At 38.8% G+C, this 25,545-nt stretch carries 29 protein-coding genes and 2 other annotated features; of the genes, 28 read left to right on the plus strand and 1 reads right to left on the minus strand.

Features of this window, described 5'->3' with window-relative positions; all coding sequences use genetic code 11:
* Positions 1–51 precede the first annotated feature (51 nt).
* From ACP3VS_RS04830 to ACP3VS_RS04945, 24 genes are all read left to right on the plus strand, one after another.
* A complete protein-coding gene (locus tag ACP3VS_RS04830; RefSeq protein ID WP_012295478.1) occupies positions 52–498 on the plus strand; it encodes a CoxG family protein in 447 nt (148 codons plus the stop codon).
* 174 nt (positions 499–672) lie between these two features.
* Positions 673–1,353, plus strand: a complete 681-nt coding sequence (locus ACP3VS_RS04835) for a hypothetical protein (RefSeq protein WP_012295477.1) — start codon at positions 673–675, stop codon at positions 1,351–1,353.
* A 273-nt stretch (positions 1,354–1,626) separates the two neighbouring features.
* Positions 1,627–1,884, plus strand: a binding site (T-box leader).
* Positions 1,885–1,956: 72 nt separating this feature from the next.
* A complete protein-coding gene (locus ACP3VS_RS04840; RefSeq protein WP_012295476.1) occupies positions 1,957–4,602 on the plus strand; it encodes a valine--tRNA ligase in 2,646 nt (881 codons plus the stop codon).
* Between the two features lie 251 nt (positions 4,603–4,853).
* Positions 4,854–5,252, plus strand: a complete 399-nt coding sequence (locus ACP3VS_RS04845) for a hypothetical protein (RefSeq protein ID WP_031419303.1) — start codon at positions 4,854–4,856, stop codon at positions 5,250–5,252.
* Positions 5,253–5,389: 137 nt separating this feature from the next.
* Positions 5,390–6,670, plus strand: coding sequence for a bifunctional folylpolyglutamate synthase/dihydrofolate synthase (locus ACP3VS_RS04850; RefSeq protein ID WP_325881832.1), 1,281 nt, complete (start codon positions 5,390–5,392; stop codon positions 6,668–6,670).
* Positions 6,667–7,917 (plus strand): bifunctional folylpolyglutamate synthase/dihydrofolate synthase, encoded by a 1,251-nt coding sequence (locus ACP3VS_RS04855; protein WP_031419300.1) that lies wholly within the window; start codon positions 6,667–6,669, stop codon positions 7,915–7,917. Before ACP3VS_RS04850 ends, ACP3VS_RS04855 begins: the two co-directional genes overlap by 4 nt.
* Before the next feature lie 179 nt (positions 7,918–8,096).
* Positions 8,097–8,741, plus strand: coding sequence for a hypothetical protein (locus tag ACP3VS_RS04860; protein WP_012295472.1), 645 nt, complete (start codon positions 8,097–8,099; stop codon positions 8,739–8,741).
* A gap of 97 nt (positions 8,742–8,838) precedes the next feature.
* Positions 8,839–9,432, plus strand: a complete 594-nt coding sequence (locus tag ACP3VS_RS04865; protein WP_012295471.1) for a Maf family protein — start codon at positions 8,839–8,841, stop codon at positions 9,430–9,432.
* Between the two features lie 33 nt (positions 9,433–9,465).
* Positions 9,466–10,137 carry a RadC family protein gene (radC, locus tag ACP3VS_RS04870; RefSeq protein ID WP_012295470.1) on the plus strand — a complete coding sequence of 224 codons (672 nt, stop codon included), beginning with the start codon at positions 9,466–9,468 and terminating at the stop codon, positions 10,135–10,137.
* A gap of 591 nt (positions 10,138–10,728) precedes the next feature.
* Entirely contained in the window at positions 10,729–11,748 is a 1,020-nt protein-coding gene (locus ACP3VS_RS04875) for a rod shape-determining protein (protein WP_012295469.1), read from the plus strand.
* Positions 11,749–11,761: 13 nt separating this feature from the next.
* Entirely contained in the window at positions 11,762–12,676 is a 915-nt protein-coding gene (mreC, locus tag ACP3VS_RS04880) for a rod shape-determining protein MreC (protein ID WP_031419298.1), read from the plus strand.
* The gene (mreD, locus tag ACP3VS_RS04885) at positions 12,676–13,200 is read left to right on the plus strand and encodes a rod shape-determining protein MreD (RefSeq protein ID WP_004226656.1); all 525 of its coding nucleotides are present in this window, start codon (positions 12,676–12,678) and stop codon (positions 13,198–13,200) included. The genes mreC and mreD overlap by 1 nt, the downstream gene beginning before the upstream one ends.
* 27 nt (positions 13,201–13,227) lie before the next feature.
* Complete coding sequence (gene minC / locus ACP3VS_RS04890) at positions 13,228–13,896, plus strand: septum site-determining protein MinC (protein ID WP_012295466.1); 669 nt, start codon at positions 13,228–13,230, stop codon at positions 13,894–13,896.
* Position 13,897: 1 nt separating this feature from the next.
* Complete coding sequence (minD, locus tag ACP3VS_RS04895; protein ID WP_012295465.1) at positions 13,898–14,695, plus strand: septum site-determining protein MinD; 798 nt, start codon at positions 13,898–13,900, stop codon at positions 14,693–14,695.
* 88 nt (positions 14,696–14,783) lie between these two features.
* Entirely contained in the window at positions 14,784–15,338 is a 555-nt protein-coding gene (locus ACP3VS_RS04900; protein WP_031419297.1) for a M23 family metallopeptidase, read from the plus strand.
* Positions 15,328–15,939 (plus strand): stage IV sporulation protein FB, encoded by a 612-nt coding sequence (locus ACP3VS_RS04905; RefSeq protein WP_031419296.1) that lies wholly within the window; start codon positions 15,328–15,330, stop codon positions 15,937–15,939. The genes ACP3VS_RS04900 and ACP3VS_RS04905 overlap by 11 nt, the downstream gene beginning before the upstream one ends.
* Before the next feature lie 45 nt (positions 15,940–15,984).
* Positions 15,985–16,066, plus strand: a sequence feature (ribosomal protein L21 leader region).
* A 14-nt stretch (positions 16,067–16,080) separates the two neighbouring features.
* Entirely contained in the window at positions 16,081–16,389 is a 309-nt protein-coding gene (rplU, locus tag ACP3VS_RS04910) for a 50S ribosomal protein L21 (RefSeq protein ID WP_012295462.1), read from the plus strand.
* A 16-nt stretch (positions 16,390–16,405) separates the two neighbouring features.
* On the plus strand, positions 16,406–16,762 hold the full coding sequence (locus tag ACP3VS_RS04915; RefSeq protein ID WP_031419295.1) for a ribosomal-processing cysteine protease Prp: 357 nt from the start codon (positions 16,406–16,408) through the stop codon (positions 16,760–16,762).
* Positions 16,759–17,058, plus strand: coding sequence for a 50S ribosomal protein L27 (rpmA, locus tag ACP3VS_RS04920; protein WP_004226673.1), 300 nt, complete (start codon positions 16,759–16,761; stop codon positions 17,056–17,058). Before ACP3VS_RS04915 ends, rpmA begins: the two co-directional genes overlap by 4 nt.
* Before the next feature lie 342 nt (positions 17,059–17,400).
* Positions 17,401–17,928: a Spo0B domain-containing protein gene (locus tag ACP3VS_RS04925; RefSeq protein ID WP_031419294.1), complete on the plus strand. Its 528-nt coding sequence runs from the start codon at positions 17,401–17,403 to the stop codon at positions 17,926–17,928.
* A gap of 5 nt (positions 17,929–17,933) precedes the next feature.
* Positions 17,934–19,223, plus strand: coding sequence for a GTPase ObgE (obgE, locus tag ACP3VS_RS04930; protein WP_036162247.1), 1,290 nt, complete (start codon positions 17,934–17,936; stop codon positions 19,221–19,223).
* A gap of 24 nt (positions 19,224–19,247) precedes the next feature.
* Positions 19,248–19,703: an ACT domain-containing protein gene (locus tag ACP3VS_RS04935; RefSeq protein ID WP_004226679.1), complete on the plus strand. Its 456-nt coding sequence runs from the start codon at positions 19,248–19,250 to the stop codon at positions 19,701–19,703.
* A gap of 181 nt (positions 19,704–19,884) precedes the next feature.
* Positions 19,885–20,763: a prephenate dehydratase gene (gene pheA, locus ACP3VS_RS04940; protein ID WP_099805926.1), complete on the plus strand. Its 879-nt coding sequence runs from the start codon at positions 19,885–19,887 to the stop codon at positions 20,761–20,763.
* A 21-nt stretch (positions 20,764–20,784) separates the two neighbouring features.
* A complete protein-coding gene (locus ACP3VS_RS04945; RefSeq protein ID WP_012295455.1) occupies positions 20,785–21,177 on the plus strand; it encodes a thiol-disulfide oxidoreductase DCC family protein in 393 nt (130 codons plus the stop codon).
* Positions 21,178–21,254: 77 nt separating this feature from the next.
* Here ACP3VS_RS04945 and ACP3VS_RS04950 read toward each other — a convergent pair whose 3' ends face one another.
* Complete coding sequence (locus ACP3VS_RS04950) at positions 21,255–21,788, minus strand: transcription repressor NadR (RefSeq protein WP_012295454.1); 534 nt, start codon at positions 21,786–21,788, stop codon at positions 21,255–21,257.
* Between the two features lie 141 nt (positions 21,789–21,929).
* Between ACP3VS_RS04950 and ACP3VS_RS04955 the strand changes: the two genes are divergently transcribed.
* The 4 genes from ACP3VS_RS04955 (at position 21,930) to ruvB (ending at position 25,532) form a co-directional block, all read left to right on the plus strand.
* Positions 21,930–22,910: a LysM peptidoglycan-binding domain-containing protein gene (locus ACP3VS_RS04955; RefSeq protein WP_232900714.1), complete on the plus strand. Its 981-nt coding sequence runs from the start codon at positions 21,930–21,932 to the stop codon at positions 22,908–22,910.
* A 34-nt stretch (positions 22,911–22,944) separates the two neighbouring features.
* Positions 22,945–23,778, plus strand: coding sequence for a phosphotransferase (locus tag ACP3VS_RS04960; RefSeq protein WP_080695223.1), 834 nt, complete (start codon positions 22,945–22,947; stop codon positions 23,776–23,778).
* Positions 23,779–23,889: 111 nt separating this feature from the next.
* On the plus strand, positions 23,890–24,510 hold the full coding sequence (gene ruvA / locus ACP3VS_RS04965) for a Holliday junction branch migration protein RuvA (RefSeq protein ID WP_012295451.1): 621 nt from the start codon (positions 23,890–23,892) through the stop codon (positions 24,508–24,510).
* A 17-nt stretch (positions 24,511–24,527) separates the two neighbouring features.
* Entirely contained in the window at positions 24,528–25,532 is a 1,005-nt protein-coding gene (gene ruvB / locus ACP3VS_RS04970; RefSeq protein WP_031419291.1) for a Holliday junction branch migration DNA helicase RuvB, read from the plus strand.
* The last annotated feature ends 13 nt before the right edge of the window (positions 25,533–25,545 follow it).

Below are 25,545 nucleotides of genomic sequence, written 5' to 3' on the forward strand. Positions count from 1 at the left end.
GACGATATCGTTTATAATATAGCTATTCATAAAAGAAAGTAGTGAATTAATATGGCAACAGGCACACATACAGTCGAAGTACCCGTAGGAATTGAACATGTATGGGATTTCGTCAGTGATATGGAGAAATGGGCAAAGCTTGTCCCAGGTTATAACGCACATGAAATGATTGATGACAAACATTCAACATGGACTTTTAAAGGAAATGTTGGAGTTCTGAAAAAAACAGTAGAAGTAGAAATTATTATTTTGGAGTGGGTAGCCCCATCTAAAGTAACATTTGAACTAAAAGGTCTTTCTGATAATTTTACAGGAAATGGCTATTTCCTTGCAGAAAGCATCGATGCTGAAAATACAAAAATGACAGGCTTCTTAGAAGTGATTGCTGGTGGGTTAGCTGGCCCTGTTTTAAACCCGATTTTCAAGCCGATTGTACCAAAGGCAACACAAATATTAACAGATCGTGTAGCGAATAAAATTAAATTAGTACATGTTTAACGGATGTTAGTACATTCATAAAAATGGCATGCTAGAAGTAATGTTCTAGCATGCCATTTTTATACTAATTGCCTCTTTTTTATACTGTTCAATAGGAAGCTTTCTAGCATACTATCCCCTTATAAGACATATGATGCAAAGGGAGGGATTATTATCGAACACAAAACATGGAACATGAGCGAAACATTTTGTTTTCCTGGGTACGGTTGCCCAACAGAAATAGCGGCAGTGCAAATTAAGCCACAGTGGCAAGCAATGCAGTTAGAGGATTCACTTCGACTAATAGGCATATATCATATCACCGCACATGTACGCTTCGATTTTCAAAATATGCAAGCTTTTACAGGCGATGAGGATTTAATTTCAATTGATGCCCTAGATGTCCAAGGAGATACAGGTTATTTTGAGTATGCCGTGCCATTACATGTCGATTTACCAAAAGAATCAGACCTGAAGGATATAATGGTCAAAGATATTCGACCGAGCTTGACGAATCAGAAATGTCAGCTCGAGTGGACAGTCACAAGCGTTTTTAACGAATATGAGCCAGTTGTTGAAAATGACCATGTGATCGAAAATCAGCCCTTTACTGCCAGTGCCTTTGAACATGAAGAGACACTTGCTGTGCTGGAAGAAAGCACGCAAGTGAAAAAACAAACTACCGCAGTAGTAGCGGCTTCACACCAAGAGAAGACTACAACAGTTGATCAAAAAACAATTTTGAGAGAATCCTCAAGTCATATTGTTGTACGTGAGTCCAGCTCTTGGCATGAAGTGCCTTCTATGATTTGGGATCTAACAGAAGAATATACACCGCTTAAAGTTCGTGTATCAAATGATGTCTTTCAAAAGTAAATAGCTGAGAAGTAGCAAGAGTAATAAGAAAATTAAATCACCGGATGTTGGAACAATAATGACACGAATAAACTGAAAACAACAAATCGGCACGATAATCGTTCTACAGTAAAAACGAACTTGCCTTATCCAAGGTGGTAAAAGCCAGGGGTTATACTTGCGTCGACGCATTTGAAAATTCACTTCCTTTTCTATTTACTTTACTCTTATTAAAAGATGACTAAATCACTTGAAAAATTACACGTTTTTGCGGTACAATAAGGAAAATTAAATACAGATGCTATGATAGGGAAGAGTAAATTATGCTTACATTTTCAGAGAGGAAACGGTAGCTGAGAAGTTTCTATTTGTACTTAATTGAAGGTAGCCCTTGAGCAGCTTTAGTGAACTAACAGTAGTTAAAGCCGGTTAAACACCGTTACCGAATTAAGAGCCAGTAGATAAGGCTGAGAAATGTATTCGATGATCATTTTCTTAACCGCTGCTGGAATTAAAGGTGGTACCGCGAACTAAAACTCCTTCGTCCTTTTAGACGAGAGGAGTTTTTTTATTTGGTAAAGTGATTGCTTTATCAATAGTCTTCAAACATTAGGAGGAGTCAATATGACAGAAAACATTTCAATGCCAACTAAATATGACCCACAGTCCATTGAAGCCGGTCGCTATGAATGGTGGCTACAAGGGAAATTTTTTGAGGCGCAGCCAGAAAGCGGGAAAAAACCTTATTCAATTGTTATTCCACCACCGAACGTAACAGGTAAATTACACCTTGGTCATGCATGGGATACGACTTTACAAGACATCCTCATTCGTATGAAGCGTATGCAAGGATATGATGCACTTTGGTTACCAGGTATGGACCATGCCGGTATTGCTACACAGGCAAAAGTAGAAGCAAAGCTACGTGAGGATAATATTACACGTTATGATTTAGGACGTGAAAAATTCCTCGAGAAGACATGGGAATGGAAAGAAGAATATGCTGGACATATTCGTGATCAATGGGCAAAGCTTGGCCTTGGATTAGACTACACACGTGAGCGTTTCACACTTGATAAAGGTCTTTCAGAGGCAGTTAACACAGTATTTGTTCAATTATATGAAAAAGGCTTAATCTATCGTGGTGAACGCATTATTAACTGGGATCCGGCTGCTAAAACGGCATTGTCTGATATTGAGGTTATTTACCAGGATGTGCAGGGTGCCTTCTATCATATGAAATATCCTTTGGCTGATGGCTCAGGATATGTAGAGGTTGCGACAACACGTCCTGAGACAATGCTTGGCGACTCTGGAGTAGCTGTTCACCCGAAAGATGAACGTTATCAGCATTTAATTGGTAAAACAGTTATCTTACCGATTGTAGGTCGCGAAATTCCGATTGTAGCTGATGACTATGTTGATATGGAATTTGGAACAGGGGTTGTAAAAATGACACCTGCACATGATCCAAATGACTTTGAAGTTGGTAATCGTCACAACCTTGAACGTATCCTTGTGATGAATGAAGATGGCACAATGAACGAACTTGCTGGCAAATACAACGGTATGGACCGTTTTGAATGCCGTAAACAAATTGTTGCTGATTTACAAGAAGCAGGCGTGTTAATACGCATCGAAGAACATATGCATTCAGTAGGGCATTCTGAACGCTCTGGTGCTGTTGTAGAGCCATATCTTTCAGCACAATGGTTCGTTAAAATGCAACCACTTGCAGACTCTTCATTAGAGCTTCAAAAAGACCAAGAAGGTAAAGTAAACTTTGTTCCAGCTCGTTTTGAAAACACTTATTCTCGCTGGATGGAAAATATTCGTGATTGGTGTATTTCTCGTCAATTATGGTGGGGCCATCAAATCCCAGCTTGGTACCATAATGAAACAGGTGAAATTTACGTAGGAAAAGAAGCACCGGTTGATGCAGAAAATTGGACACAGGATGAAGATGTACTAGATACATGGTTCTCTTCAGCACTATGGCCGTTTTCTACAATGGGCTGGCCAGACGAGGCAAATGAAGAATATAAACGTTATTACCCAACAAATACACTCGTAACAGGCTATGATATTATTTTCTTCTGGGTATCTCGAATGATTTTCCAAGGTCTTGAATTTACAGAACAACGCCCATTCAAGGATGTATTAATTCACGGATTAGTACGTGATGGTGAAGGGCGAAAAATGAGTAAGTCACTTGGCAATGGTGTAGATCCAATGGATGTTATTGAGCAGTATGGTGCAGACTCATTACGCTACTTCTTAGCAACAGGTTCATCACCTGGTCAAGACTTACGCTATACTACTGAGAAAGTAGAGGCTGTATGGAATTTTTCGAATAAGATTTGGAATGCATCCCGTTTTGCACTTATGAATATGGATGGAATGACATATGATGAAATTGATTTAACAGGTGAAAAATCAGTTGCTGACAAATGGATTTTAACACGCTTAAATGAAACAATTGAACGTGTAACATCTCTGGCAGAGCGCTATGAGTTTGGTGAAGTTGGTCGTGAGCTTTACAATTTCATTTGGGATGATTTCTGTTCTTGGTATATTGAAATGGCGAAGTTACCACTTTATGGTGAGGATGAAGCTGCTAAAAAGACAACTCGTTCTATTTTAGCGTACGTACTCGATCAAACGATGCGTCTATTACATCCATTTATGCCATTCATTACAGAAGAAATTTGGCAACACTTACCACATGATGGAGAATCAATTACAGTAGCTGCATGGCCAACAGTACGCACGGATCTTCATTTTGCTGACGAATCAGATAATATGAAGCTCCTAATGGATATTATACGTTCAGTTCGTAATATTCGTGCGGAAGTAAACACGCCAATGAGCAAAAAAGTGCCGTTGTTTATCTCTGCGAAAGATGCTGCAACAGTGGCAGTACTTGAAGCGAATAAAGCTTATTTAGAGAAATTCTGTAATCCAGATACGTTAACAATTGGTGAAGGTTTAGAGGCACCAGGTCAATCGATGACAGCAGTTATTACAGGTGCCCAAGTTTTCCTACCACTTGTTGGGCTAATTAATTTAGAGGAAGAAATCGCTCGTCTTGAAAAAGAGTTAGAGAAATGGGCGAAAGAAGTAAAGTTAGTGACAGGTAAGCTATCAAATGAAAAGTTCGTATCGAAAGCACCTGAGGCATTAGTAAATGTTGAACGTGAAAAATTAGCAGATTATGAAAGTAAGCACGCGGTTGTATTAAAACGTTTAGAAGAACTAAAAAATATGTAATAGTTGAGCAATGGATGACAATAAAGTCATCCATTGCTTTTTTTATATGGAGCAAAAGTTATGCGTTGAAATGGGTAAAAATATATAGTACTATTTAGAATAATTAGTCTAATAGGTTAGGATGTTTATTAATGTAGTAGGAAACAAAACCTAATATGATGTTGTGTAATCGAGAAAAATGATCTGTAATGAAATAGCTATGGCAATTGAACGTTTTTTTGCGGGTTTGAGGTATGAATGGAGATGTGAAAATGACAGGTAATATGACAACCTATATTACGAAAGTCAATAAAGCATGTGATGACTTAGATTTTGTTAGTGCAAGGGTATTAATTGAAACAAATCTAGTAAAATTATCAGAAGCGAAAAATTATCGTTTATTAAATACCAGTGCGCGTGTGCTTATTAAACATGTATTAGCAAATAGGCAAACTCAACAGGAGTGTACAAAACTATCACGGGCAGATATGTTAATCATCAATAGAATAAATGAGTATTGCTCGAATTTTGATATTTCAATGTTAAAAAGAACATTAAAAAATTCTTTTGAATTAGTACAACGTCCTGATGTTATACCTTTATTAAACAATGATGCAAGAATTATTTTGGACAATATGGGTGCTCTGCTAGGGACTCACCAAGTACATTAACAGAATTACTTATCAAACACGCAGTAGCTAGCTGTGTGTTTTTTCTATTTTTTTGTCATTAATCTATGTTATTAAATGTTACTTGTACTAAAATAGAGATATTGCAGTAAGAGGGAGTGTTTCTTTTGTTTAACACAATGAACGAATGTACGGAATTTATTTTTACCCTAAAAGCCGTTGACCATAAACGTGCACCGCTTGTACTAATGAAAGAAGTACTAGCACATTTAGAGAATCCTCACAATAAACTACGCGTGATTCATGTGGCCGGTTCGAATGGAAAGGGTTCTACAGTGAATGCCCTTAGAGAAATGCTACAACACGCTGGGTACCAAGTAGGGGCATTTACTTCCCCACATTTAGAGCGAGTTAATGAAAGGATGACCATTAATGGTGAGCCGATAACTGATGAACAATTTTTATACTATTTCAATAAACTAACTAAGATTATAGAAGAACAGTATAATGGAGATTTTCCAAGCTTTTTTGAAGTAGTAACACTAGTAATGTTTCAATTTTTTGCCGATCAGGGAATTGATATAGCGCTTATTGAAACGGGGCTTGGAGGGCGTTTAGATGCAACCAATGTCGTGTCGCCACTACTAGCAATTATTACGACAATTTCACTTGAGCATACTGCCTTTTTAGGTGATACATTTGCCAAGGTTGCCTCTGAAAAGGCTGGCATCATAAAAAAGGGTGTTCCGGTTGTTATAGGGGTTAGCAATGAAGAAGCATTAGCTGTTATAAAACAAACAGCAGATGCACAACAGGCTCAATGCTTCATTTTAGGACAAGATTTTACTGTTTCAGATATTTTACAAGGTACAGACGTTCAGCAATTCACGTATGAAAAGAGTAATATTGTAATGACTGATATAGCTTTAAAAATGGCTGGTCCCCATCAAATCAATAATGCAAGCCTTGCCATTACAGCAATCCTCGCATTACGGGAAGAGGGAGCCATTACCCTGTCAGACCAATCCATTCGGCATGGACTTCTATATGCACATTGGGCTGGTCGCTTCGAACAATGGCCACAAAAAATTGTTTTAGATGGTGCCCATAATTCAGAGGGGACTGCTGCACTTATCCAAACACTTAAAAATGTATTTCCAAAAAGCCATTATCGTTTTGTGTATGCAGCATTAGCAGATAAGGATCACGCAAATAGTATTGCACTAATGGATGATGTTGCAACGTCAATTACTTTTACACAAATTAACCTACCCAATGCAATGCCTGCTAAAGATTTATCCATATTATCAACGAATGCCAATAAATCGTACCATGAGGATTGGATGGAATCTGTACAAACTGTACTACGTGAAAGAGCTGAAGAGGATGTTGTTGTGATTACCGGTTCTTTATATTTCATAGCGAATGTTCGCCAGTGGCTACAGGAGGAAGGACGATGATACCGGGATTCAATCACTATAAAGAGAAGTGGGCTGTCCACAGTGATGATGTCATAAAACCTGGTCTTGTGGCGATGGAGGAGGCTTTGCTATTAGTTGGAAACCCTCAGCAAGCCTTACATGTTGTACACTTGGCAGGCACAAATGGGAAGGGCTCCACATTAACCTTTCTTGAGGCTCTCGCCAAAGAACATACATTACGAGTGGGTAAATTTATGTCACCTTGTATAGTCGATGTGCACGACCAAATTCAAATAGATGGTCAACCTATTACCGAAGCTGATATGGATGCCGTTTTTCGACAAATGCATGCAGCCGGTTTAAGTGGGAAACTAACAGATTTTGAACTTTTGACTGTGGCAGCATTTTTATATTTTGTGAATAATGATGTTGATCTTTCATTGATTGAAGCGGGTATGGGGGGATTATTGGATAGTACGAATGTGGTCATACCCATCGTCTCCATTATCCCAAGTATAGCTTTAGAGCACACCCAATTTTTGGGCAATACAATTGACAGTATTGCGCGCCATAAAGCAGGTATTATTAAACAAAATCGCCCTGTCATTATCGGTAATTTGCCAGAAGATGCCAAGCGTGTTGTTTATGCAGAGGCTGCTCAGAAAAAAGCCAACGTATATGAAATAGGTCAACATTTTTCAATATCCTCATCGACTGAAGGAGAATGTTATTTAAATGACGGACGAAATGTCCAATTCTCCCATCTAACACGTTCAATGAAAGGGCCTCATCAGGCCAATAATATGGCACTTGCTATCTCAGCATTCCTTGAAGTGGCAGCATTTTTTAATGTGCCTGTGAAAAAAACAGCAGTTCGAGAGGCTGTGAAAAAAGCGGCTATTTTAGGCCGTTTTGAAGAAATCATACCATTTGTTATTGTCGATGGGGCGCATAACCCAGCCAGTGCTGAAACATTAGTAGAAACGATAAAAAATGAGTTTCCAGGAGAGCAAATCACATTTGTTGTGGGCATACTAGCAGACAAAGATGTTCAACAAATTCTTCGACTGTTAGAGCAAGTTAGTGATGAATTTTATTTTGTTGATTTTGATAATCCAAGAGCGATGGCTGCGCAAAATTTGCTGGGTCTTTCCAAAGCAACATCTAAAAATATCTTAGTGGATTATGTGCAATTTTTACAGGTACAATCAGACAGCAAGCGAAGAACGGTTGTATCTGGCTCATTATATTTATTAACGGCAGTACGAAATAGCTTAAAAGTATGAAATGACTAGGGCTCCTAATAGGAAGTCCTAGTTTTTTTATGAATGTATGTCGCTTTTGTTATGAATCAAATCTCATTAAATTCGCATTTACACCACTAATTCTACATATACTTTTATATATTGAAATCTCGTTTTATTGAAACGTGTACGGATAGGTGGAAGGATGAGGTGATAGATGGATGAAAATTGTAAGTCATGTGATGAAAAAACAAATATTTCGGGCAATGATTATTGGTGGATTTGTGGGTTTGTTAGGTGTAGCCATTTTTTTAGGTGTTTTACAAGCCAGTACCCAGTTACCGATAAAGAATAAGGGTAGTGATGTGGCAACTAATCAATCACAATCAGAAACCATTCCAACTGCCGGTGAGACAACCAGTACATCTAATGCACCTATGTTTTATGCTAGTCAAGCAGGCGTATATTCTAACTATGAGAGTGCAAGTGCATTTGTTGCTGAGTATCCTGCATTAAAAGAGAGCGCCATTATTGAGGTTGATGGTAAGTTTTATGTTTGGACAAGCATGGTAAATGAAGAAAGTCAGCTTAAATTTTTACAGGAACCCGCAACCTTTAAAAAAGCATTTAGTGTTAGTGGTGAAAGCTGTAAGGAGCCAACTCTTGTAGAACTGCCAACAGCATTAGCAGACAAAAAAGCTACAAAATTAAATTTTAAGGAAAACGGGAAGGATTCAACTTTACCTGAGGATTGGCAATCAATTGGAGCGGCTGCCTCTACTATTTCTAACGATGTCAGCGTCATCCGTTTGCAAGTTTTTGCTCATTATCAGGCGAAAAATACTTGTCTCCAAGTGAAATTTTAAAAGTAAAAGATAGTAAATCATTATTATCTTGATTTTTAGAAAATTTTCAAATCGAACATTCTTCTGTATCATAAGGATAAGGAAGGATGGTCGGATCATGTTAAAAACAAACCACAAGCTTATACTTGCCTCTGCTTCACCAAGAAGAAAGGAATTGTTAGAAATGTTAGCACTTCCGTTTGAGGTCATGACAAGTGAAGTTGAAGAAACAAGTGTACAAGCAAGTTCCATGCAGGAATATGTAAAAGGAGTAGCCCTCTTAAAAACACGAGATGTAGCGAAAAAAGTATCCAATGCAACAATCATTGGTGCTGATACAATTGTTGTCGACAATGATGAGCTGCTACATAAACCAAAATCTCGTGAGGAAGCTATTGCTCATTTATTACGTTTATCAGACCGTAAACACGTCGTGATGACAGCGGTCGCTATTATTGAACCTAATGGGAAGGAAAACCTCTTTGTGGAAGAAACCACAGTTGTTTTTCATCCTCTATCGAAGGTATTGATTGAAGCCTATGTCGATTCTGGAGATCCTTTCGATAAAGCAGGAGGCTATGGTATTCAGACGTTAGGCACACTTTTAGTGAAACGAATTGAAGGAGATTATAACAATGTTGTAGGTTTACCACTTGCAGCGTTGTTTTCGCAATTGGTCAACCTACAAATAGTCCAATATGCGAAGGAGTGAGCATTTTTGCTAGATAAAGCTTTACCTACTTTGATGTTACGTGATGTTCATTTGGAGGATCGCCCGCGTGAAAGACTAATGCGACAAGGGGCAGAAAGTCTATCCAATCAAGAGCTAATTGCTATTTTATTGAGGACTGGCACAAAAGAAGAATCCGTTCTTGTCCTCGCGAATAGAGTATTAACTGTTTTCGAACGTCTCCATTATTTAAAACACGCTACCATTGAGGAAATGGTCGCTATTAAAGGAATTGGTGAGGTAAAGGCTATTCAATTATTAGCCGCCATTGAACTTGGTCGACGACTCGCTCAAAAACAAAATGATGAAAAATTTACAATTCGTTCTCCACAAGATGCGGCTGCTTATTTAATGCCTGACATGACTTCTCTTAATCAGGAACATTTTGTTGTTCTTTTTTTAAATATCAAAAACCAAATCATTCACAGACAAACGATTTTCATTGGCAGCTTAAATGCCTCTATCGTGCACCCACGGGAAATTTTTCGAGAAGCAGTGAAGCGATCTGCTGCTTCAATTATTTGTGCGCATAATCATCCTAGTGGAGTACCAACTCCAAGTGAGGAGGACATTGAGGTCACAAAGCGAATTGAAGAGGCTGGTTATATTATGGGGATTGAATTAATTGATCATGTAATTATCGGCGATCACCAATTCATTAGTTTGAAGGAAAAAGGGTATTTTTAACTCTGCAAGAAATTTGCAGAGTTTTTTAGTTTGATTAGATGTCTTAGGAGAGCTTTACAATCAAATTTGAATATCTTATCGCTATGACAATAGAGGCATTTTCCTAAAATTTTTGTATTTTTTTGTGGTTTAATGGCGAACCTTTTTCGATTCAAATCGTTAATGTATTCTAGAAACTGATATTATCTTCACAAAAATTGGTAGCTTGATACACATTGTCTTATGAGAATAAAAATTATATGCTAATCTATACGTACTATTTTTAGTTTAAGAGGGAATTAAAATAGTATCTTTTCTGCGAGATAAAGTATGTGACACTACAAATTCTTGCGCTTTTCCGTTATAATGAAGGGTATGAATTTTATCTTGATTCAGGAAAGACTCCCATCGAAAATGATGGTGAGCTAAATAAGTGTGTAGTTTTTTCAAGGTGTGAAACACTAACTGATGAAGATAAAAACTTTGGCGGAGTGTTATGGGTTTTGAGGAGGAGTCAATTGTATTTTTATACAATTCAAATTCCTATACATGACTGTCAAAGATAATGGATGTCAATGAAAGTATGGCTTAAATAGAAAGGGAGTACACAATTTGTTTGGACTAGGAAGCAAAGATGTCGGGATTGACCTCGGCACAGCGAATACATTAGTGTTTATTAAAGGAAAGGGAATCGTTTTACGCGAACCTTCAGTAGTAGCAAAAAATACGAAAACGGGAGATATCGTTGCCGTTGGTAATGATGCTAAAAATATGATTGGTCGTACACCTGGCTCAATCGTAGCAATTCGCCCAATGAAAGATGGCGTTATCGCTGATTTCGATATTACGACAGCAATGATTCAGTATTATTTAAGAGAAGCCTCTAAAAATTCTGGCGGCAATTGGAAAAAACCAAATGTTATGATTTGTGTGCCTTATGGTATTACTTCAGTGGAACAACGTGCGGTTATTGATGCAGCTCGACAAGCGGGCGCAAAAGAGGCTTTCACAATCGAAGAGCCATTTGCAGCGGCAATCGGATCAAATTTACCAGTATGGGATCCAACAGGGTCAATGGTAGTTGACATCGGTGGTGGTACAACAGAAGTAGCTGTTATTTCACTAGGCGGTATTGTAACAAGTGAGTCCGTACGTGTTGGTGGGGACGCAATGGATCAATCTATCATTTCATATATCCGTAAAACGTATAATTTAACAATTGGTGAACGTACTGCAGAAGCGGTAAAAATGGAAATTGGTACGGCATTAGCTGAAGGACCAGAAGAGAAGATGGAAATTAGAGGTCGTGACCTTCTAACAGGTTTACCAAAAACAATTGAAATCTCTTCACAAGAAATTTCTGAGTCATTACGCGAAGCAGTTGCATCAATTATTGATGGCGTTCGAAAAACATTAGAACAGACACCTCCCGAATTATCTGCGGACGTGATGGAGCGCGGTATCGTATTAACTGGCGGTGGCGCACTATTAACAAACTTAGATAAAGTGATTAGTAAAGAAACAAATATGCCAGTATTTATCGCAGAAGATCCTTTAGACTGTGTAGCAATTGGTACGGGTAAAGCTTTAGATCATATGGACTTAATTCGTCAACAACAGGTTAAAGGGTAAGGAGGTTTAGGCAATGCCACATTTTTTTTTCAATAAGAAAGTAATTTTGCTGCTCGTAGGCATGGTTTTTCTTGTGGCATTGATTAGCTTCTCATTACGTGATCGGACGAATGCTACTTTACCAGAGCAAATTATTAAAGATACTGTCGGCGTCGCACAATCGCTTGTTGCGAAGCCGGCGAATTATGTTAATGGTATTTTTAATAGTATTGACTCCCTCTTAAACACGTACGAAGAAAATAAACGTTTAAAAGCACGCTTAGAAGATTTTGCAGTTGTACAAGCTGAGGCTACGGATTTAAAATCAGAGAATAAAAAGCTTCGTGAGCTTTTGGATAAAAGTGAGAGCTTAAAGGCGTATAATCCTATTCAAGCAACAGTGATTGCTAGAAATCCTGACCAATGGGAAGAGAAAATCATTTTAGACAAAGGATCTTCTCATGGAGTTCAAAAAAACATGGCAGTTATGACGGCGAAGGGGCTAGTTGGGAAAATTACACTAGTGACGCCTTTCACTTCTGAGGTAGAGCTTTTAAATACAAATAATCCTAACTATCGTGTTTCTGCAATGGTGTTAGGTGAAAAAGAAGCATACGGTTTAATCGAGGGCTTTGATGAAGAACGTAATGAACTCATTATGAAGCGAATCGATTCTAGTTTTAAGGTTAAAGAAGGCGAGCAGGTAGTTTCTTCAGGACTCGGAGGTATTTTCCCTAAAGGTGTCCCTATCGGAGAAATTACAGAGGTTAGTACAGATGATCACGGCTTAACAAAAATGGCGTATGTCAGACCATCTGCTGATTTTTCGATTTTAGAGCATGTTGTTATTGCTAAGCGTACATCTACAGTTATTGATGGTTCAGATGGTAGCTCAACGAACGAAGATTTAACAAACCCGCAAGATACGAATGAAGAGGAGGCGGAATGATGGTTCGTTTTCTCATTCCTTCTGTGGCGGTTTTACTATTCTTGCTAGAACCAGAGTTTGCGATGCTTTCTCCAATTGAAATTAAGGGGGAAGTGTATTTTCTAGTACCGCGTTTTTTAATCTTATATCTCATTTTTATCTCCATCTATTACAGCCGTCAACGCGCGGTAATGTATGGACTTTTTTTTGGTGTCTTGTATGATGTGTTTTACATTGATATTATTGGATTATATTCAGTTCTATATCCACTTATATGTTTTTTAGCAGGGTCTATCGTGAAAGTTATACATCAGCACTTAGTCGTAACAACAACTATTTCAGTTGTGTTAGTAGCCATTTTAGAATTTATACTCTATCAATTTTTCTTCTTGATCGATTTTACAGCAATACCTTTAGCAGATTTCTTACGTTCACGACTACTGCCAACAATCATTGCAAATGCTTTATTTTTAATGATTCTTGGTTGGGCCTTCAAGTATCTAATTAATGCGCGTGTCTTACAGAGAGCACGTGAGGTTTCTTAACAAAGAACAACGTGAGGTGAGGCATTCATGAAAAAACAATTAGTTAATATGAAGGGAACGAAGGACGGATTTGTACTGCGTCTTGACGACCAATGTGCTTATAGCGATTTAGTAGAAGAATTAAAGAAAAAAGTGTTAGAAGGCGGTATCGATGGTAAAGTAGATGTACAATTATACTTAGGCTATCGATACTGTACTGATGAACAGATCGATGAACTTATCCATATTGTGCAAGAAACAGAGCAACTCATTGTAGCGAGTGTACAAAGCGAAGTACTGACTGTCCATGAAAGCAACCAGAAAATGATTGAAAGTCAACAAGATACATATTTAGGTGTGGTCAGATCAGGGCAGATTCTACGTTCGTCTGGGGACATTATCATTGTAGGAAATGTCAATCCAAACGGTCGGGTTGAAGCTGGTGGCAATGTGTATGTCTTAGGTAAACTAAAAGGAATCGTGCATGCTGGTGTACAGGGCAATAAGGAAGCAATCATTGCTGCCTCTCAATTTGAAGCTACGCATATTATGATTGCTGATCAAGTGGAAGCAATGTCAGATGAGCATGTGAAAGAAATTAATCAAGCAGAAATGACTTGTGCATTTATTGGTTACGATGGACGCATTACGTACGATCAAATTCACGCCTTAAAAAATATTCGACCATTGTTAAATGTGTCTAAGGGAGGAAGCTAGTGTGGGAGAAGCGATCGTCATAACTTCGGGTAAAGGTGGTGTCGGAAAAACAACGACATCGGCTAACCTTGGGACTGCATTGGCTCTACAAGGTAAAAAAGTATGTTTAGTTGATACAGATATTGGCCTGCGTAATTTAGATGTTATTTTAGGCCTAGAAAATCGTATTATTTATGACCTAGTAGATGTAGTAGAAGGGCGCTGTAAAATACATCAAGCATTGATTAAAGATAAGCGCGTGGATGATAAACTATTTTTATTACCTGCTGCTCAAACGACAGATAAAAATGCTGTTACCCCTGAGCAAATGAAGAGCTTAGTAGAGGAATTAAAAAGGGACTATGATTATGTATTAATAGATTGTCCCGCAGGTATTGAACAAGGCTATAGAAATGCCGTAGCAGGTGCAGATCATGCGATTGTTGTCACAACACCTGAAATTTCTGCTGTTCGAGATGCAGATCGAATTATTGGTTTATTAGAACAGGAAGACATAACTGCTCCTAAGCTCATCATCAATCGTATTCGACAACATATGATGAAGAGCGGTGACACTTTGGATGTTAATGAAATTACAACCCATTTGTCTATCGATTTATTAGGAATTATTGTTGATAGTGAAGGTGTTATTTCATCTTCCAATAAAGGAGAACCAATCGTAATGGACCCTGCTAATAAAGCATCTTTGGGCTATCGAAATATTGCACGTCGTATTCTGGGCGAATCGGTTCCATTAATGGCTATTCAAGATGAGCAAAGAGGTATGTTTTCAAAACTTAAATCATTATTTTCAAGATAAATTAAAACCTTTTCGTGCAATTGTGCGAGAAGGTTTTTTGCATGTTTGGACATGCAATCACATATAGTGTGGAAAAAAGGATGAGGGCTTGTTTAAAAAATGGAAATGGTTTATCACGATACTACTTGTGGCAGCAACTATGCTTGTAATTCGTTTAGAAGATCAGGGTGTAGTTGATACTCCTATTCGAAAAATGGTAACAACCTCGGCAGATTTAACGTACTTAAGTGAGCTAGGGCAAAGTTGGTTCGACAAAGAAAATGAAACCATTACAGTATCTAGTGATGTGGGGCAAGCAGATCTTTTAACATTTGCTAATGCCCAGGTTTTTAAAGAGGGATATTTATTGCAGTACGATGTTGGTTTACCAGTTTATGCCGGACAGAATGGTTTAGTCGTGTTCACAGGTCATACCAAATATACTGGTAAGACTATGACCATTAGTTATGATGATGGTACAACCGTCTCTTATGGCATGCTAGATAGCTTAGCACAGCTTCCGTATACATCTATACAGGCAAATGATTTGATTGGTATGAAAGAAGCTGGGCAACTTTATCTTTCCATTGAAAAGGGAGATAGCCATTACGATTTAGAGCAAATTGTACAATGGTTGGAAACGATGGAGACTAATGAAGATTAAATTACATCTTCTTTGTATTCCTCTCGTATTTGTCATGATTTTTAGTGGACAACTTGCTTATTACGCTATTATTTTTTTCTCGCTATTGTGGCATGAAGCAGGTCATTTATTAGTAGCTTTACTGTGCGGCGTAAGAGTGAAATCATGTGTTATTACACCTTACGGGGGGGAAATACAATTTGAAAATCCAGCGGTTGTGCAAGCATCGTCACTCCTATGGATTGCATTAGGAGGACCAATCGCTACTATCTTGGGGATTGGCCTCGCTTTTTTTATGCCTGAACTAATTGCAGGTAAGCTTATTAGTGTTCAACTTGTGCTATTATTAGTGAATATGATCCCCATCCTACCATTAGATGGTGGTAGGATATTGTTAGCGTGGTTATTCTTAAATTTTCCAAAAGCTCAAGTGGTGGAAGTGTATTATTGGCTGTCCTTCATAGTGGCCACTACATTATTTCTGATAACTTTAAATTTCCTACCGCAATCTATTTTTTTAGCAATTATTTGTTTATTCATTTGGTTACAAGTTTTAAAAGAATGGCGTTACCGAAAATATCGTATAGCTTTTGAAAAATATGTTATGAATAGATTGACTTAAAAAAAGCCGTGTGGTAATATTTTAATGTTATTGTTTGTAGCACCCGTGCTACTACAACCGCTCTGGGAAGGTATAAGTATCTTACTATAAGATCACCTTTATAAAACAGGCGAGTCTGAGTTTAAGAGGAGGTGCAGTAAAATGTACGCAATTATTGAAACTGGTGGTAAACAAATCAAAGTAGAAGCTGGTCAAGAAATCTACGTTGAAAAATTAGGCGTAGAAGCTGACGAGGTTGTAACTTTTGATAAAGTTTTATTCGTAGGTGGCGAAAACGTTAAAGTTGGTGCTCCATTCGTAGATGGTGCTACTGTAACAGCGAAAGTTGTTAAAGAAGGCCGTGCGAAAAAAATCGTTGTTTTCAAATTGAAAGCTAAAAAGAACTACCGTCGTAAACAAGGTCACCGTCAACCTTACACAAAATTAGTTGTTGAAGCAATCAACGCTTAATAGTGAGGTGTAGCGAATGATACAAGTTACGATTCATCATGATGAAAATAGACATGTGTCAGCATTCGAATTTTCAGGACATGCTGGGTACGATGAATCTGGGAAAGATTTAGTATGTGCAGGAGCATCTACCATTGCCATTGGTACGGTAAATGCTATTTATGCATTATTACAAATTCAACCAGAAGTCGAACAAGCTGCTGAAGGTGGAGGCTATCTTAAGGTGGATCTTCCAACAGATTTAGAGCCTGAAGTAGATGCAAAACTACAGTTAATTGTTCAAGTAATGACTGCCCAAGTGTATTCTATGGTGCAGAATTACGGACAATACATCCAAATCAACTACAACCAAGTAGGAGGTGGAACTCGATGAAATTATTATTAGCATTAGACCTTCAACTTTTTGCATCGAAAAAAGGGGTAGGTTCTACTAAAAACGGACGTGACTCTGAGTCTAAACGACTTGGTGCTAAACGTGCTGATGGCCAATTCGTAACTGGTGGTTCAATTCTTTACCGTCAACGCGGTACAAAAATTTACCCAGGTACAAACGTAGGTCGTGGTGGTGACGATACACTATTTGCTAAAGTTGACGGCGTTGTTAAATTCGAACGTTTAGGTCGCGATCGCAAACAAGTATCTGTATACCCAGCACCACAAGAAGCTTAATCTTTTATAAGATATCATAAAGCGGAGGACTGCATTTATTGCAGTCCTTTTTTTGGCTAAATTTCAGCCTCTTTCAACAGACGACTGTAGAATTAAACGTGGATCAATAGCTCAAGGTGATGACGGTTTTCATTTTATTTCAGTAGAGTTAAAACCATCGAAATAAAGGAATTCTGTCTATGGTAGCCATGCCTTGAGGCAAGGACTAATCAACATCTTGTTGGTCCAAAGCAAACTGATTCTTTATTCAAATATGCTCAGGGATAATTGAATAAAGAATTAAGGGAAAAATACAGCAAAACTTGTTATACTAGTAAAGATAACTTTATTGGAGTGAATGGGATGAACAATCAATCACTAACCATTAGTGAAGTATTACGTTTTGCAAATCATGATTTTGTGAATCAACTGCAATTGATTCGCATGAATTTAGATTTAGGTAGAGTTGATGAATCAAAGGAACTTATTCAGCATTTTTCAGAACAGTTAAGAGTGTTTTCTATCCTCAATCGACTACAATTACCACAAACAATTGAATGGCTTCAAACAGCAGGATGGCGTTTCCCTTCCTTCACTTGGAAAATAAACGGCGAGATAAAAAAGCCTGTGACCAATGAGATTGATCAGGAAGTTGTAGATTACTTAAACAAAACAGTTATGCATGTTTATGATACATTAGATCCATTTACAGAGCAGATCCTAACGCTTGATGTACGTGTTGACGATCATACATTTGCCGTGACATTCACGCTAAATGGGTTATGGAGTGCTGATGCATTCACCGAAAAAGGTTTGAAACAATTCGACATTCAAACAATTGAGCAGACAAATACACGCTGGCAATATGTCTTGAGTGCAAATAGGGAGTGAACTAAATGTTTGTCGATCACGTAAAGATTTATGTTAAAGGTGGAGACGGCGGAGATGGCATGGTTGCCTTTCGCCGAGAAAAATATGTACCGAATGGTGGTCCAGCTGGTGGAGATGGTGGACATGGCGGGAATGTCGTATTTGAAGTAGAGGAAGGCTTACGTACGTTAATGGATTTCCGCTATAAACGCCATTTTAAAGCACCGCGTGGCGAGCATGGTATGAGTAAAGGCATGCACGGTAAAAATGCGGAAGATTTAATTGTTAAAGTTCCACCAGGTACAGTGGTTATGAATGAAGAAACAAATGCTGTTATTGCTGACTTAGTCGAGCATGGGCAAAGAGCCGTTATTGCGAAAGCAGGGCGAGGTGGACGTGGAAATTCTCGCTTTGCAACACCTGCCAACCCAGCGCCAGAACTTTCTGAAAAAGGTGAGCCAGGACAAGAATTAAATGTTATATTAGAGTTAAAAGTTTTAGCAGATGTAGGATTAGTTGGTTTCCCAAGTGTTGGTAAATCAACACTTTTATCTGTTGTTTCTGCTGCTAAGCCAAAAATTGGTGCGTATCATTTCACGACAATTGTACCGAACTTAGGCATGATTGAAACAGATGATCACCGAAGCTTTGCGATGGCAGATTTACCAGGGCTAATTGAGGGAGCTCATGAAGGGGTAGGATTAGGCCACCAATTTTTACGACATATTGAACGTACACGCGTTATTGTCCATGTGATTGATATGTCAGGAATGGAAGGTCGCGATCCATATGAGGATTATTTAACAATCAATGAAGAACTAAAACAATATAATCTTCGGTTAACAGAGCGTCCACAAATTATTGTAGCCAATAAAATGGATATGCCAGATGCAGAGGAAAACTTAACAGCATTCCGCCAAAAGGTAGGGGAAGACGTTCAGATTTTCCCAATTTCTGCTGTTTCTCGTCAAGGATTAAAAGAGCTATTGTTTGCTATTGCGGATCTATTAGAAGTAACGCCTGAATTCCCACTGTATGATGAAGTAGAGGAACAATCAGACGCAACGGTTATGTACAAGCATGAGGCAAAAGGTGAAGATTTTGAAATCACTCGTGACGATGATGGTACATTTATTATTAGTGGCTATGCCATTGAACGTTTATTTAAAATGACGGACTTTAGCCGTGAAGATGGAATACGTCGTTTTGCTCGTCAATTGCGTGCAATGGGTGTGGACGAGGCTCTACGTGAACGTGGAGCACAGGATGGCGATACAGTTCGCCTACAAGAGTTTGAATTTGAATTTGTCGATTAAGACATGAGTTTTAGGGGGAAGCGTATGAAGAATGTTGCGAATCAGCGATATTATTTAGTTCGTGAGGATGTTTTAACGGATGCAATGCAAAAAACTTTGGAGGCGAAACACTTATTATCAAGTGGTTCAGTATCTTCCATTTGGGATGCGGTAAAGCAGGTGGATTTATCGCGAAGTGCGTTTTACAAATATCGTGATGCGGTTTTTCCTTTTCATTCAATCGTGCAGGAACGCATTTTAACAGTCTTTTTACAGCTTCAAGATAGAAAAGGAACACTTGCTAAGCTTCTAGAAACTGTGACAATTACACATTGTAACGTATTGACGATTCATCAAACAATCCCTATTCAGGGACGTGCCAATGTTACATTATCACTAGATGTAACAAGTATGACATGTGATCTTGATGACCTAATCCAGCAATTAAAACGGTTAGATTTTGTTGAGTCAGCGGAAGTCATTAGTTCTGGTGCTTTATAATCATAGTAAGGTGTTCGATCCTTTAATTTTTGACAAAAATGACAATTATCGTGTTTAATAATCCATATGCTCTTGAAGCACTGGAGTAATAATACGATACCAAAGCTCAAATAAGGAGCTGTCCCTCAGTGATACATCATCGCTAGGGACTGCTCCTTATTCCATAAAGGAGGTTTTTGCAATGACAAAGCAACAATGGAGAAATCGAATCGCATATTTAGGACCGGAAGCATCATTTACATACTTAGCAACAAAGGCTACTTTTCCAAATGAGTGGCTTGTACCCTGTGCAACGATTCCTGAATGTATTGAGGCAGTAGCAGAGGGAAAGGTAGATCTAGCCGTTGTACCATTAGAAAATGCCTTAGAAGGTTCAGTTACGCTTACACTTGATTATTTATTCCATGAAGCATCACTATATGTAACAGGTGAATTATTACTGAAAATACAGCAGCATTTAATGGTCAATAAAGCACAAAAAGATAATTGGCAGTCCATTGAAGGGGTCTATTCCCATCCACATGCTCTAGCACAATGCCATAAATATTTATTTTATCGTTTCAGTCATGTACCACTACAACAAACAACTTCAACAGCAGCTGCCGCAAAATACGTATCTGAAAACCCAGAACAATGTATAGCAGCGGTTGGAAATGCAGCTGCCGCAGAAAAATATGGCCTTGAAATAGTAGAGTCCAATATCCATGATTTCCATTTTAACCATACTCGTTTCTTTGTTCTGTCTAAGCAAAACCAACGATTGCCACAAGAACTTTCAAATGGGCAAGCGAAAACAACTTTAATGATTACATTGCCGACTGACCGTTCAGGGGCATTGCATCAAGTGCTATCTGTCTTTGCATGGCGTCAACTGAATTTAAGTAAAATTGAATCGCGTCCATTGAAAACAGGACTAGGGGATTATTTCTTCATGATAGATGTGTTAGCGGATGAAAAAGTACCGATGATGCGCGGTGCAATGGAAGAACTAGCTGCACTAGGTTGCAAAGTAAAGTCACTCGGTACATACTTTACGTATCTTACGTCTGACGAAGCATAATAGCTATAAGGGGGAAATAGAATGCGTGGGATTATTTTATTTGATGGTATTTGTAACTTTTGTGATAGCAGCGTTCAATTTATTATCAAACATGATCAAGCAGGCTATTTTCAATTTGCTTCGTTACAAAGTGATGTCGGGCAAACATTGCTCCGACAGTTCAAAATATCTGAGAATATAGATAGTGTAATCCTCATTGAAAATGGGAAAGCATATGTTGAATCGACAGCAGCCTTAAAAATATGCAGAAATTTGGAGAAGATTTGGCTTTGTTATTATCTTTTCATCCTAGTGCCTCCAATTATTCGCAATGCGTTGTATAGAAGGTTTGCTAAGCACCGCTATCGTTTATTTGGTACAAAAAAGGAATGTCTATTACCTACACCTTCACAAAGACAACGATTTCTTTCCTAATAGGTTGGGGTAAAGGGAGAGGAATACTCGAAACACACATTGAAGCACAGTATGAGCAAATACTGTGCTTTTTTATTTTATTGGTCTGTTACCAAATAGCCCTTTTTTTGTAAGGCTTGTTCAATTAACGTTAATACTTCAACAGAGGGGGCTGTAATGACATGAAGATGAATGCCACCCGTTAGTGCAGATAAGTAATTAGCCTGAGTGGCATTAACCCGTTCGATAAATTGTGTTACCTCATGACGGTTTGACACCATGATTGAGGCAGTTAACTCACCATAAATAGGATGTTCAACCATAACATTTTTGACTGTGCCACCACAATCTACAATCGTCATTAGCTCGTCCTCTGTTTGTTCAGATGTGTGTATGCATGGAAATGTGCGTTCAACAGTTTGCTGTAATTGTTCCTGATGCATATAAAGATAACCCTGACTCGTAGCGATAATGGGTTCGTTTCTTGCCTTTAATAAAGTCATATCATTGACGATAACTTGCCTAGAAACATTGGCGAATTTAGCTAAGTCTGTCCCTGTTATAGGTGTTTTACTTTTTTTTAATTGCGCTAATAGTTGCAGTCGGCGTTCCTCGCCTAACATTTTTTTCATAAGAGATCACCTCTGCCCGTAATAATGGAAACAGTATTCCCTATAGGTTAGTGTACCATGAAGCATTTCTAACTTGTTGAAATTTTTGTATCCAAATGAAACATTGAACATATGATACGTAGAGAGGAAGGGAGGAAAAAATTGCGTATTCATATTGTTCAAAAGGGAGACACATTGTGGAAGATTGCGAAAGAGTACGGCATTTCGTTTGAAGATTTGAAGCGGCTCAATGTCCATCTTGCCAACCCAGATTATATTGTCCCGGGCATGGAAATTATTTTGCCTGAAAAAATAAACAAAGAGCCACATAAAGAAATGCCAAAAAAGGAATCACAAATGCATAAGGAGACACCTAAGGAAGTTCCGAAAAAAGAGGTACAGAGACCAATGCCACCTCCACCACCAATTGTACCACCTGCTCCAATGCCAATGCCTGAGCCACAAATGATTCCAATACCTATACCAATGCCAATGCAGATGCCACAACAACCGATGTGGGTTCCACAGCCTGTAGAAATGAATTGGCACCAACAGGTAGTCATGCCACAAGTAGAGCAAACAGTCACAACACCACCACCAGTACAAATACAGCCAGCGCCGCCACCGCCACCACCACCACCAGTAGCGAAGCCAATGCCACATCCAGTACCACAACCAGCACCACCAATGCATATCATGCCACATCCAGTACCACATTGCTCAAGCTGCCATCAACCAATTTATCATCAAATGTGGTGGCCAATGCCAATGCAGCCACAGGCCGAGCAGTATATGATGCCGCAGCAGCCGATGTCCTTTGAGATGCCAGAAAATAAAATGGGCGAGATGGAAGACTTCTTAGAGTCTACATCACCATTTTTCCACACGCCTAATCAACAAATGCAGCCACAATTTAATATGATGCCTGACATGAACATGGGCAAATCATGTGGCTGTGAAGCACAATCATGTGGCTGTCAATCACAACCAATGCAGATGCCAATGCCTGCATGGCAAATGGATCCGTGTCATTGTCCACCACCACCATGCCCAACGCATTGTCCACCGCCATGCCCGTCATCAGTAGGACCTTGGATGTCACCGCATTATTTCCCAGGCGGGATGACGCCTTATCGATGGTGAAAAAGCGTATATTGTCGAAGAGGTAAAATCAAATATTTGGAAATATAGGTATCGATCGAATACTTACTTTGTCAAACGAGCAAAACAACTAGAAATTGCAGAGAAGGTAAGAACAATTCATCGCCAGCTAGGTCGAATTGAACCTAATCTTATCCTACCATTAGTCCAAAGTGACGATGAGCAGCTAATTGTGCAAGAATGGCAAGAAGGTAGCCATGGTGCCAATTTTGCTCATAAAAAGGATCGCAGGGAATCTCTTCAACTACTAATAGCTTTACATGACACATATAAAAAAGTTGCTTGGCAACGCTTGCCTGGCTTGCATACCTATTCACAACTTTTAAAATGGCAAATGCGTCATATGCGTTTTAAAAGCAGAAGAAATGAGTTTCGGGCTTTCTTAACAAAAGAAGAGATCGATCAAATATTGCATTATAGTGATAAATCGCTGCAGTTAATTGCGCTGGAAGATGTAGCCGAAAAAGAAATTACACTATTGCACGGGGATGTCGTGCATCATAATTTTTTATGGTGCACGGATGGACAATTGCGTTTAATTGATTTTGATTTGGCACATCTTGGAGAAGCGGATGACGAGTATATTTTATGGTTGCATCGGGTGCTACCTGCAGTTGATTATGATTTAGCCAAAGTCTTTGCGGAGTTACCAGAACTGAAACGGCTTGATAAAAGAAAGCTTCATCGTTTAAAATATCCGAATGAACTATTAAGGGAATGGCTTTTCGCTGTGGATTTACCCCTTGATCAGCAACTAGTATTTTTAGATTATTTAGTACCATTTACTAAACGAGCCCTCACCTATTGGCCAAAACTGTGGTACGATATTGATAGATTTGTGAAGAAATGACCGTCATTTGGCGGTCATTTTTGTCTTGAACAGCGTTTTGAACAGGACTTTCTGTCGAGCATTCGTTCGCTATATGCTATAATCGAAGACGATGATTGTGAGGGAATATAGATGTATGATTATTTAAAAGGACTAATTACTCGTATTACACCAGAATATATTGTGCTAGAACAAAAGGGTATTGGCTGGCAATTGAATACGCCCAATCCGTTTGCATTTCGAACATCAGCCATGGAGCAACAAATTTATGTTCATTTGCATGTACGAGAGGATGCACAAGTGCTTTATGGTTTCCCAAATCTAGATCAGCGCGAGCTTTTTCGAAAGTTAATTTTAGTATCTGGAATAGGTCCTAAGGGAGCGCTGGCTATCTTAGCGACTGGCAACCCACAGCAGGTTATAAGTGCGATTGAACGGGAAGATGAAACGTTTTTAGTGAAGTTCCCAGGAGTAGGTAAAAAAACTGCTCGTCAGATGATATTAGATTTAAAAGGCAAGCTAGGCTCTTTATTAGAGACAATCGAACTGCCGAGTACAGAAGATGAGCTGCCATTGTTTGGCGTTCATCCTTATAAACACGAATTAGAAGAAGCAATACTTGCTTTAGCGGCACTTGGTTACTCTGAAAAGGAGCTCGAAAAAATTCGCCCACTGCTTGAGGATAACGACAAGCTGGAAACGACAGATGCCTATATGAAACAAGCGTTACAACTATTATTAAAATTAAAATAAGGAAGGAGGGAAGAGGCATGTCTGAACGTATGATGGCTAGTGAGGCAAGTGGCTATGATGAACAATTTGAATTATCTTTACGCCCGCAAAGGTTAGCCCAATACATAGGGCAACATAAAGTAAAGGAAAATTTACAAATTTTCATTGAGGCAGCAAAACTTCGGCAGGAAAGTTTAGATCATGTGCTGTTATATGGGCCACCAGGGCTTGGTAAAACAACATTAGCTGTTGTTATTGCAAATGAGATGAGTGTCAATGTACGCATGACAAGTGGTCCTGCAATTGAACGTCCAGGAGATTTAGCAGCGATTTTAAGTTCACTAGAGCCTGGTGATGTTTTATTTATTGATGAGATTCATCGATTACCTCGTGCCATTGAAGAAGTGTTATATCCAGCAATGGAGGACTTCTGTTTAGATATTGTTGTGGGAAAAGGTCCTGAAGCACGTTCTGTACGCCTTGATTTACCTCCCTTTACCCTTGTAGGTGCTACAACCAGAGCTGGTGCCTTATCAGCACCTCTAAGAGATCGCTTTGGTGTTTTATTACGCTTAGAGTACTATGATGATATTTCCCTTGCTGAAATAGTTGCTCGCAGTGCTCATTTATTTGAGGTAGAAATTGAGCAAATAGCAGCAATGGAAATGGCGAAACGCTCTCGTGGTACACCTCGAATTGCCAATCGCTTATTGAAACGAGTACGAGATTATGCACAAGTGCTTGGAGATGGTATGATAACGGAGGGCCTTGCAAAGCAAGCGCTAGAGCTGTTACAAGTCGATCCAAGAGGGCTTGATCACATTGATCATAAACTTGTCACTAACATGATTGAGCGCTTTCGAGGAGGTCCTGTGGGCTTAGATACGCTTGCAGCATCGATTGGTGAGGAACGGGTGACTATAGAAGATGTATATGAACCCTATCTCATGCAAATTGGGCTTATTCAACGTACACCACGAGGAAGAGTAGCGACACATTTAGCCTACGAACATTTTGGATATGAGTATCCCCAACAAACATAAAGAAGGAAGTTTT

Source organism: Lysinibacillus sp. VIII_CA, assembly GCF_049943995.1.
GTDB lineage: Bacteria > Bacillota > Bacilli > Bacillales_A > Planococcaceae > Lysinibacillus > Lysinibacillus pinottii.

Coding starts and splice junctions, on each gene's coding strand:
- ACP3VS_RS04915 (WP_031419295.1), top strand. CDS start 16,406: ATGATACAAGTTACGATTCATCATGATGAAAATAGACATGTGTCAGCA.
- minC (WP_012295466.1), top strand. CDS start 13,228: ATGAAAAAACAATTAGTTAATATGAAGGGAACGAAGGACGGATTTGTA.
- ruvA (WP_012295451.1), top strand. CDS start 23,890: ATGTATGATTATTTAAAAGGACTAATTACTCGTATTACACCAGAATAT.
- ACP3VS_RS04945 (WP_012295455.1), top strand. CDS start 20,785: ATGCGTGGGATTATTTTATTTGATGGTATTTGTAACTTTTGTGATAGC.
- ACP3VS_RS04935 (WP_004226679.1), top strand. CDS start 19,248: ATGAAGAATGTTGCGAATCAGCGATATTATTTAGTTCGTGAGGATGTT.
- ACP3VS_RS04860 (WP_012295472.1), top strand. CDS start 8,097: ATGAAAATTGTAAGTCATGTGATGAAAAAACAAATATTTCGGGCAATG.
- ACP3VS_RS04850 (WP_325881832.1), top strand. CDS start 5,390: ATGAACGAATGTACGGAATTTATTTTTACCCTAAAAGCCGTTGACCAT.
- rpmA (WP_004226673.1), top strand. CDS start 16,759: ATGAAATTATTATTAGCATTAGACCTTCAACTTTTTGCATCGAAAAAA.
- radC (WP_012295470.1), top strand. CDS start 9,466: ATGTTACGTGATGTTCATTTGGAGGATCGCCCGCGTGAAAGACTAATG.
- rplU (WP_012295462.1), top strand. CDS start 16,081: ATGTACGCAATTATTGAAACTGGTGGTAAACAAATCAAAGTAGAAGCT.
- ACP3VS_RS04865 (WP_012295471.1), top strand. CDS start 8,839: ATGTTAAAAACAAACCACAAGCTTATACTTGCCTCTGCTTCACCAAGA.
- ACP3VS_RS04845 (WP_031419303.1), top strand. CDS start 4,854: ATGACAGGTAATATGACAACCTATATTACGAAAGTCAATAAAGCATGT.
- ACP3VS_RS04830 (WP_012295478.1), top strand. CDS start 52: ATGGCAACAGGCACACATACAGTCGAAGTACCCGTAGGAATTGAACAT.
- ACP3VS_RS04840 (WP_012295476.1), top strand. CDS start 1,957: ATGACAGAAAACATTTCAATGCCAACTAAATATGACCCACAGTCCATT.
- obgE (WP_036162247.1), top strand. CDS start 17,934: ATGTTTGTCGATCACGTAAAGATTTATGTTAAAGGTGGAGACGGCGGA.
- ruvB (WP_031419291.1), top strand. CDS start 24,528: ATGTCTGAACGTATGATGGCTAGTGAGGCAAGTGGCTATGATGAACAA.
- ACP3VS_RS04950 (WP_012295454.1), bottom strand. CDS start 21,788: ATGAAAAAAATGTTAGGCGAGGAACGCCGACTGCAACTATTAGCGCAA.
- ACP3VS_RS04905 (WP_031419296.1), top strand. CDS start 15,328: ATGAAGATTAAATTACATCTTCTTTGTATTCCTCTCGTATTTGTCATG.
- pheA (WP_099805926.1), top strand. CDS start 19,885: ATGACAAAGCAACAATGGAGAAATCGAATCGCATATTTAGGACCGGAA.
- mreD (WP_004226656.1), top strand. CDS start 12,676: ATGGTTCGTTTTCTCATTCCTTCTGTGGCGGTTTTACTATTCTTGCTA.
- mreC (WP_031419298.1), top strand. CDS start 11,762: ATGCCACATTTTTTTTTCAATAAGAAAGTAATTTTGCTGCTCGTAGGC.
- ACP3VS_RS04925 (WP_031419294.1), top strand. CDS start 17,401: ATGAACAATCAATCACTAACCATTAGTGAAGTATTACGTTTTGCAAAT.
- ACP3VS_RS04835 (WP_012295477.1), top strand. CDS start 673: ATGAGCGAAACATTTTGTTTTCCTGGGTACGGTTGCCCAACAGAAATA.
- ACP3VS_RS04855 (WP_031419300.1), top strand. CDS start 6,667: ATGATACCGGGATTCAATCACTATAAAGAGAAGTGGGCTGTCCACAGT.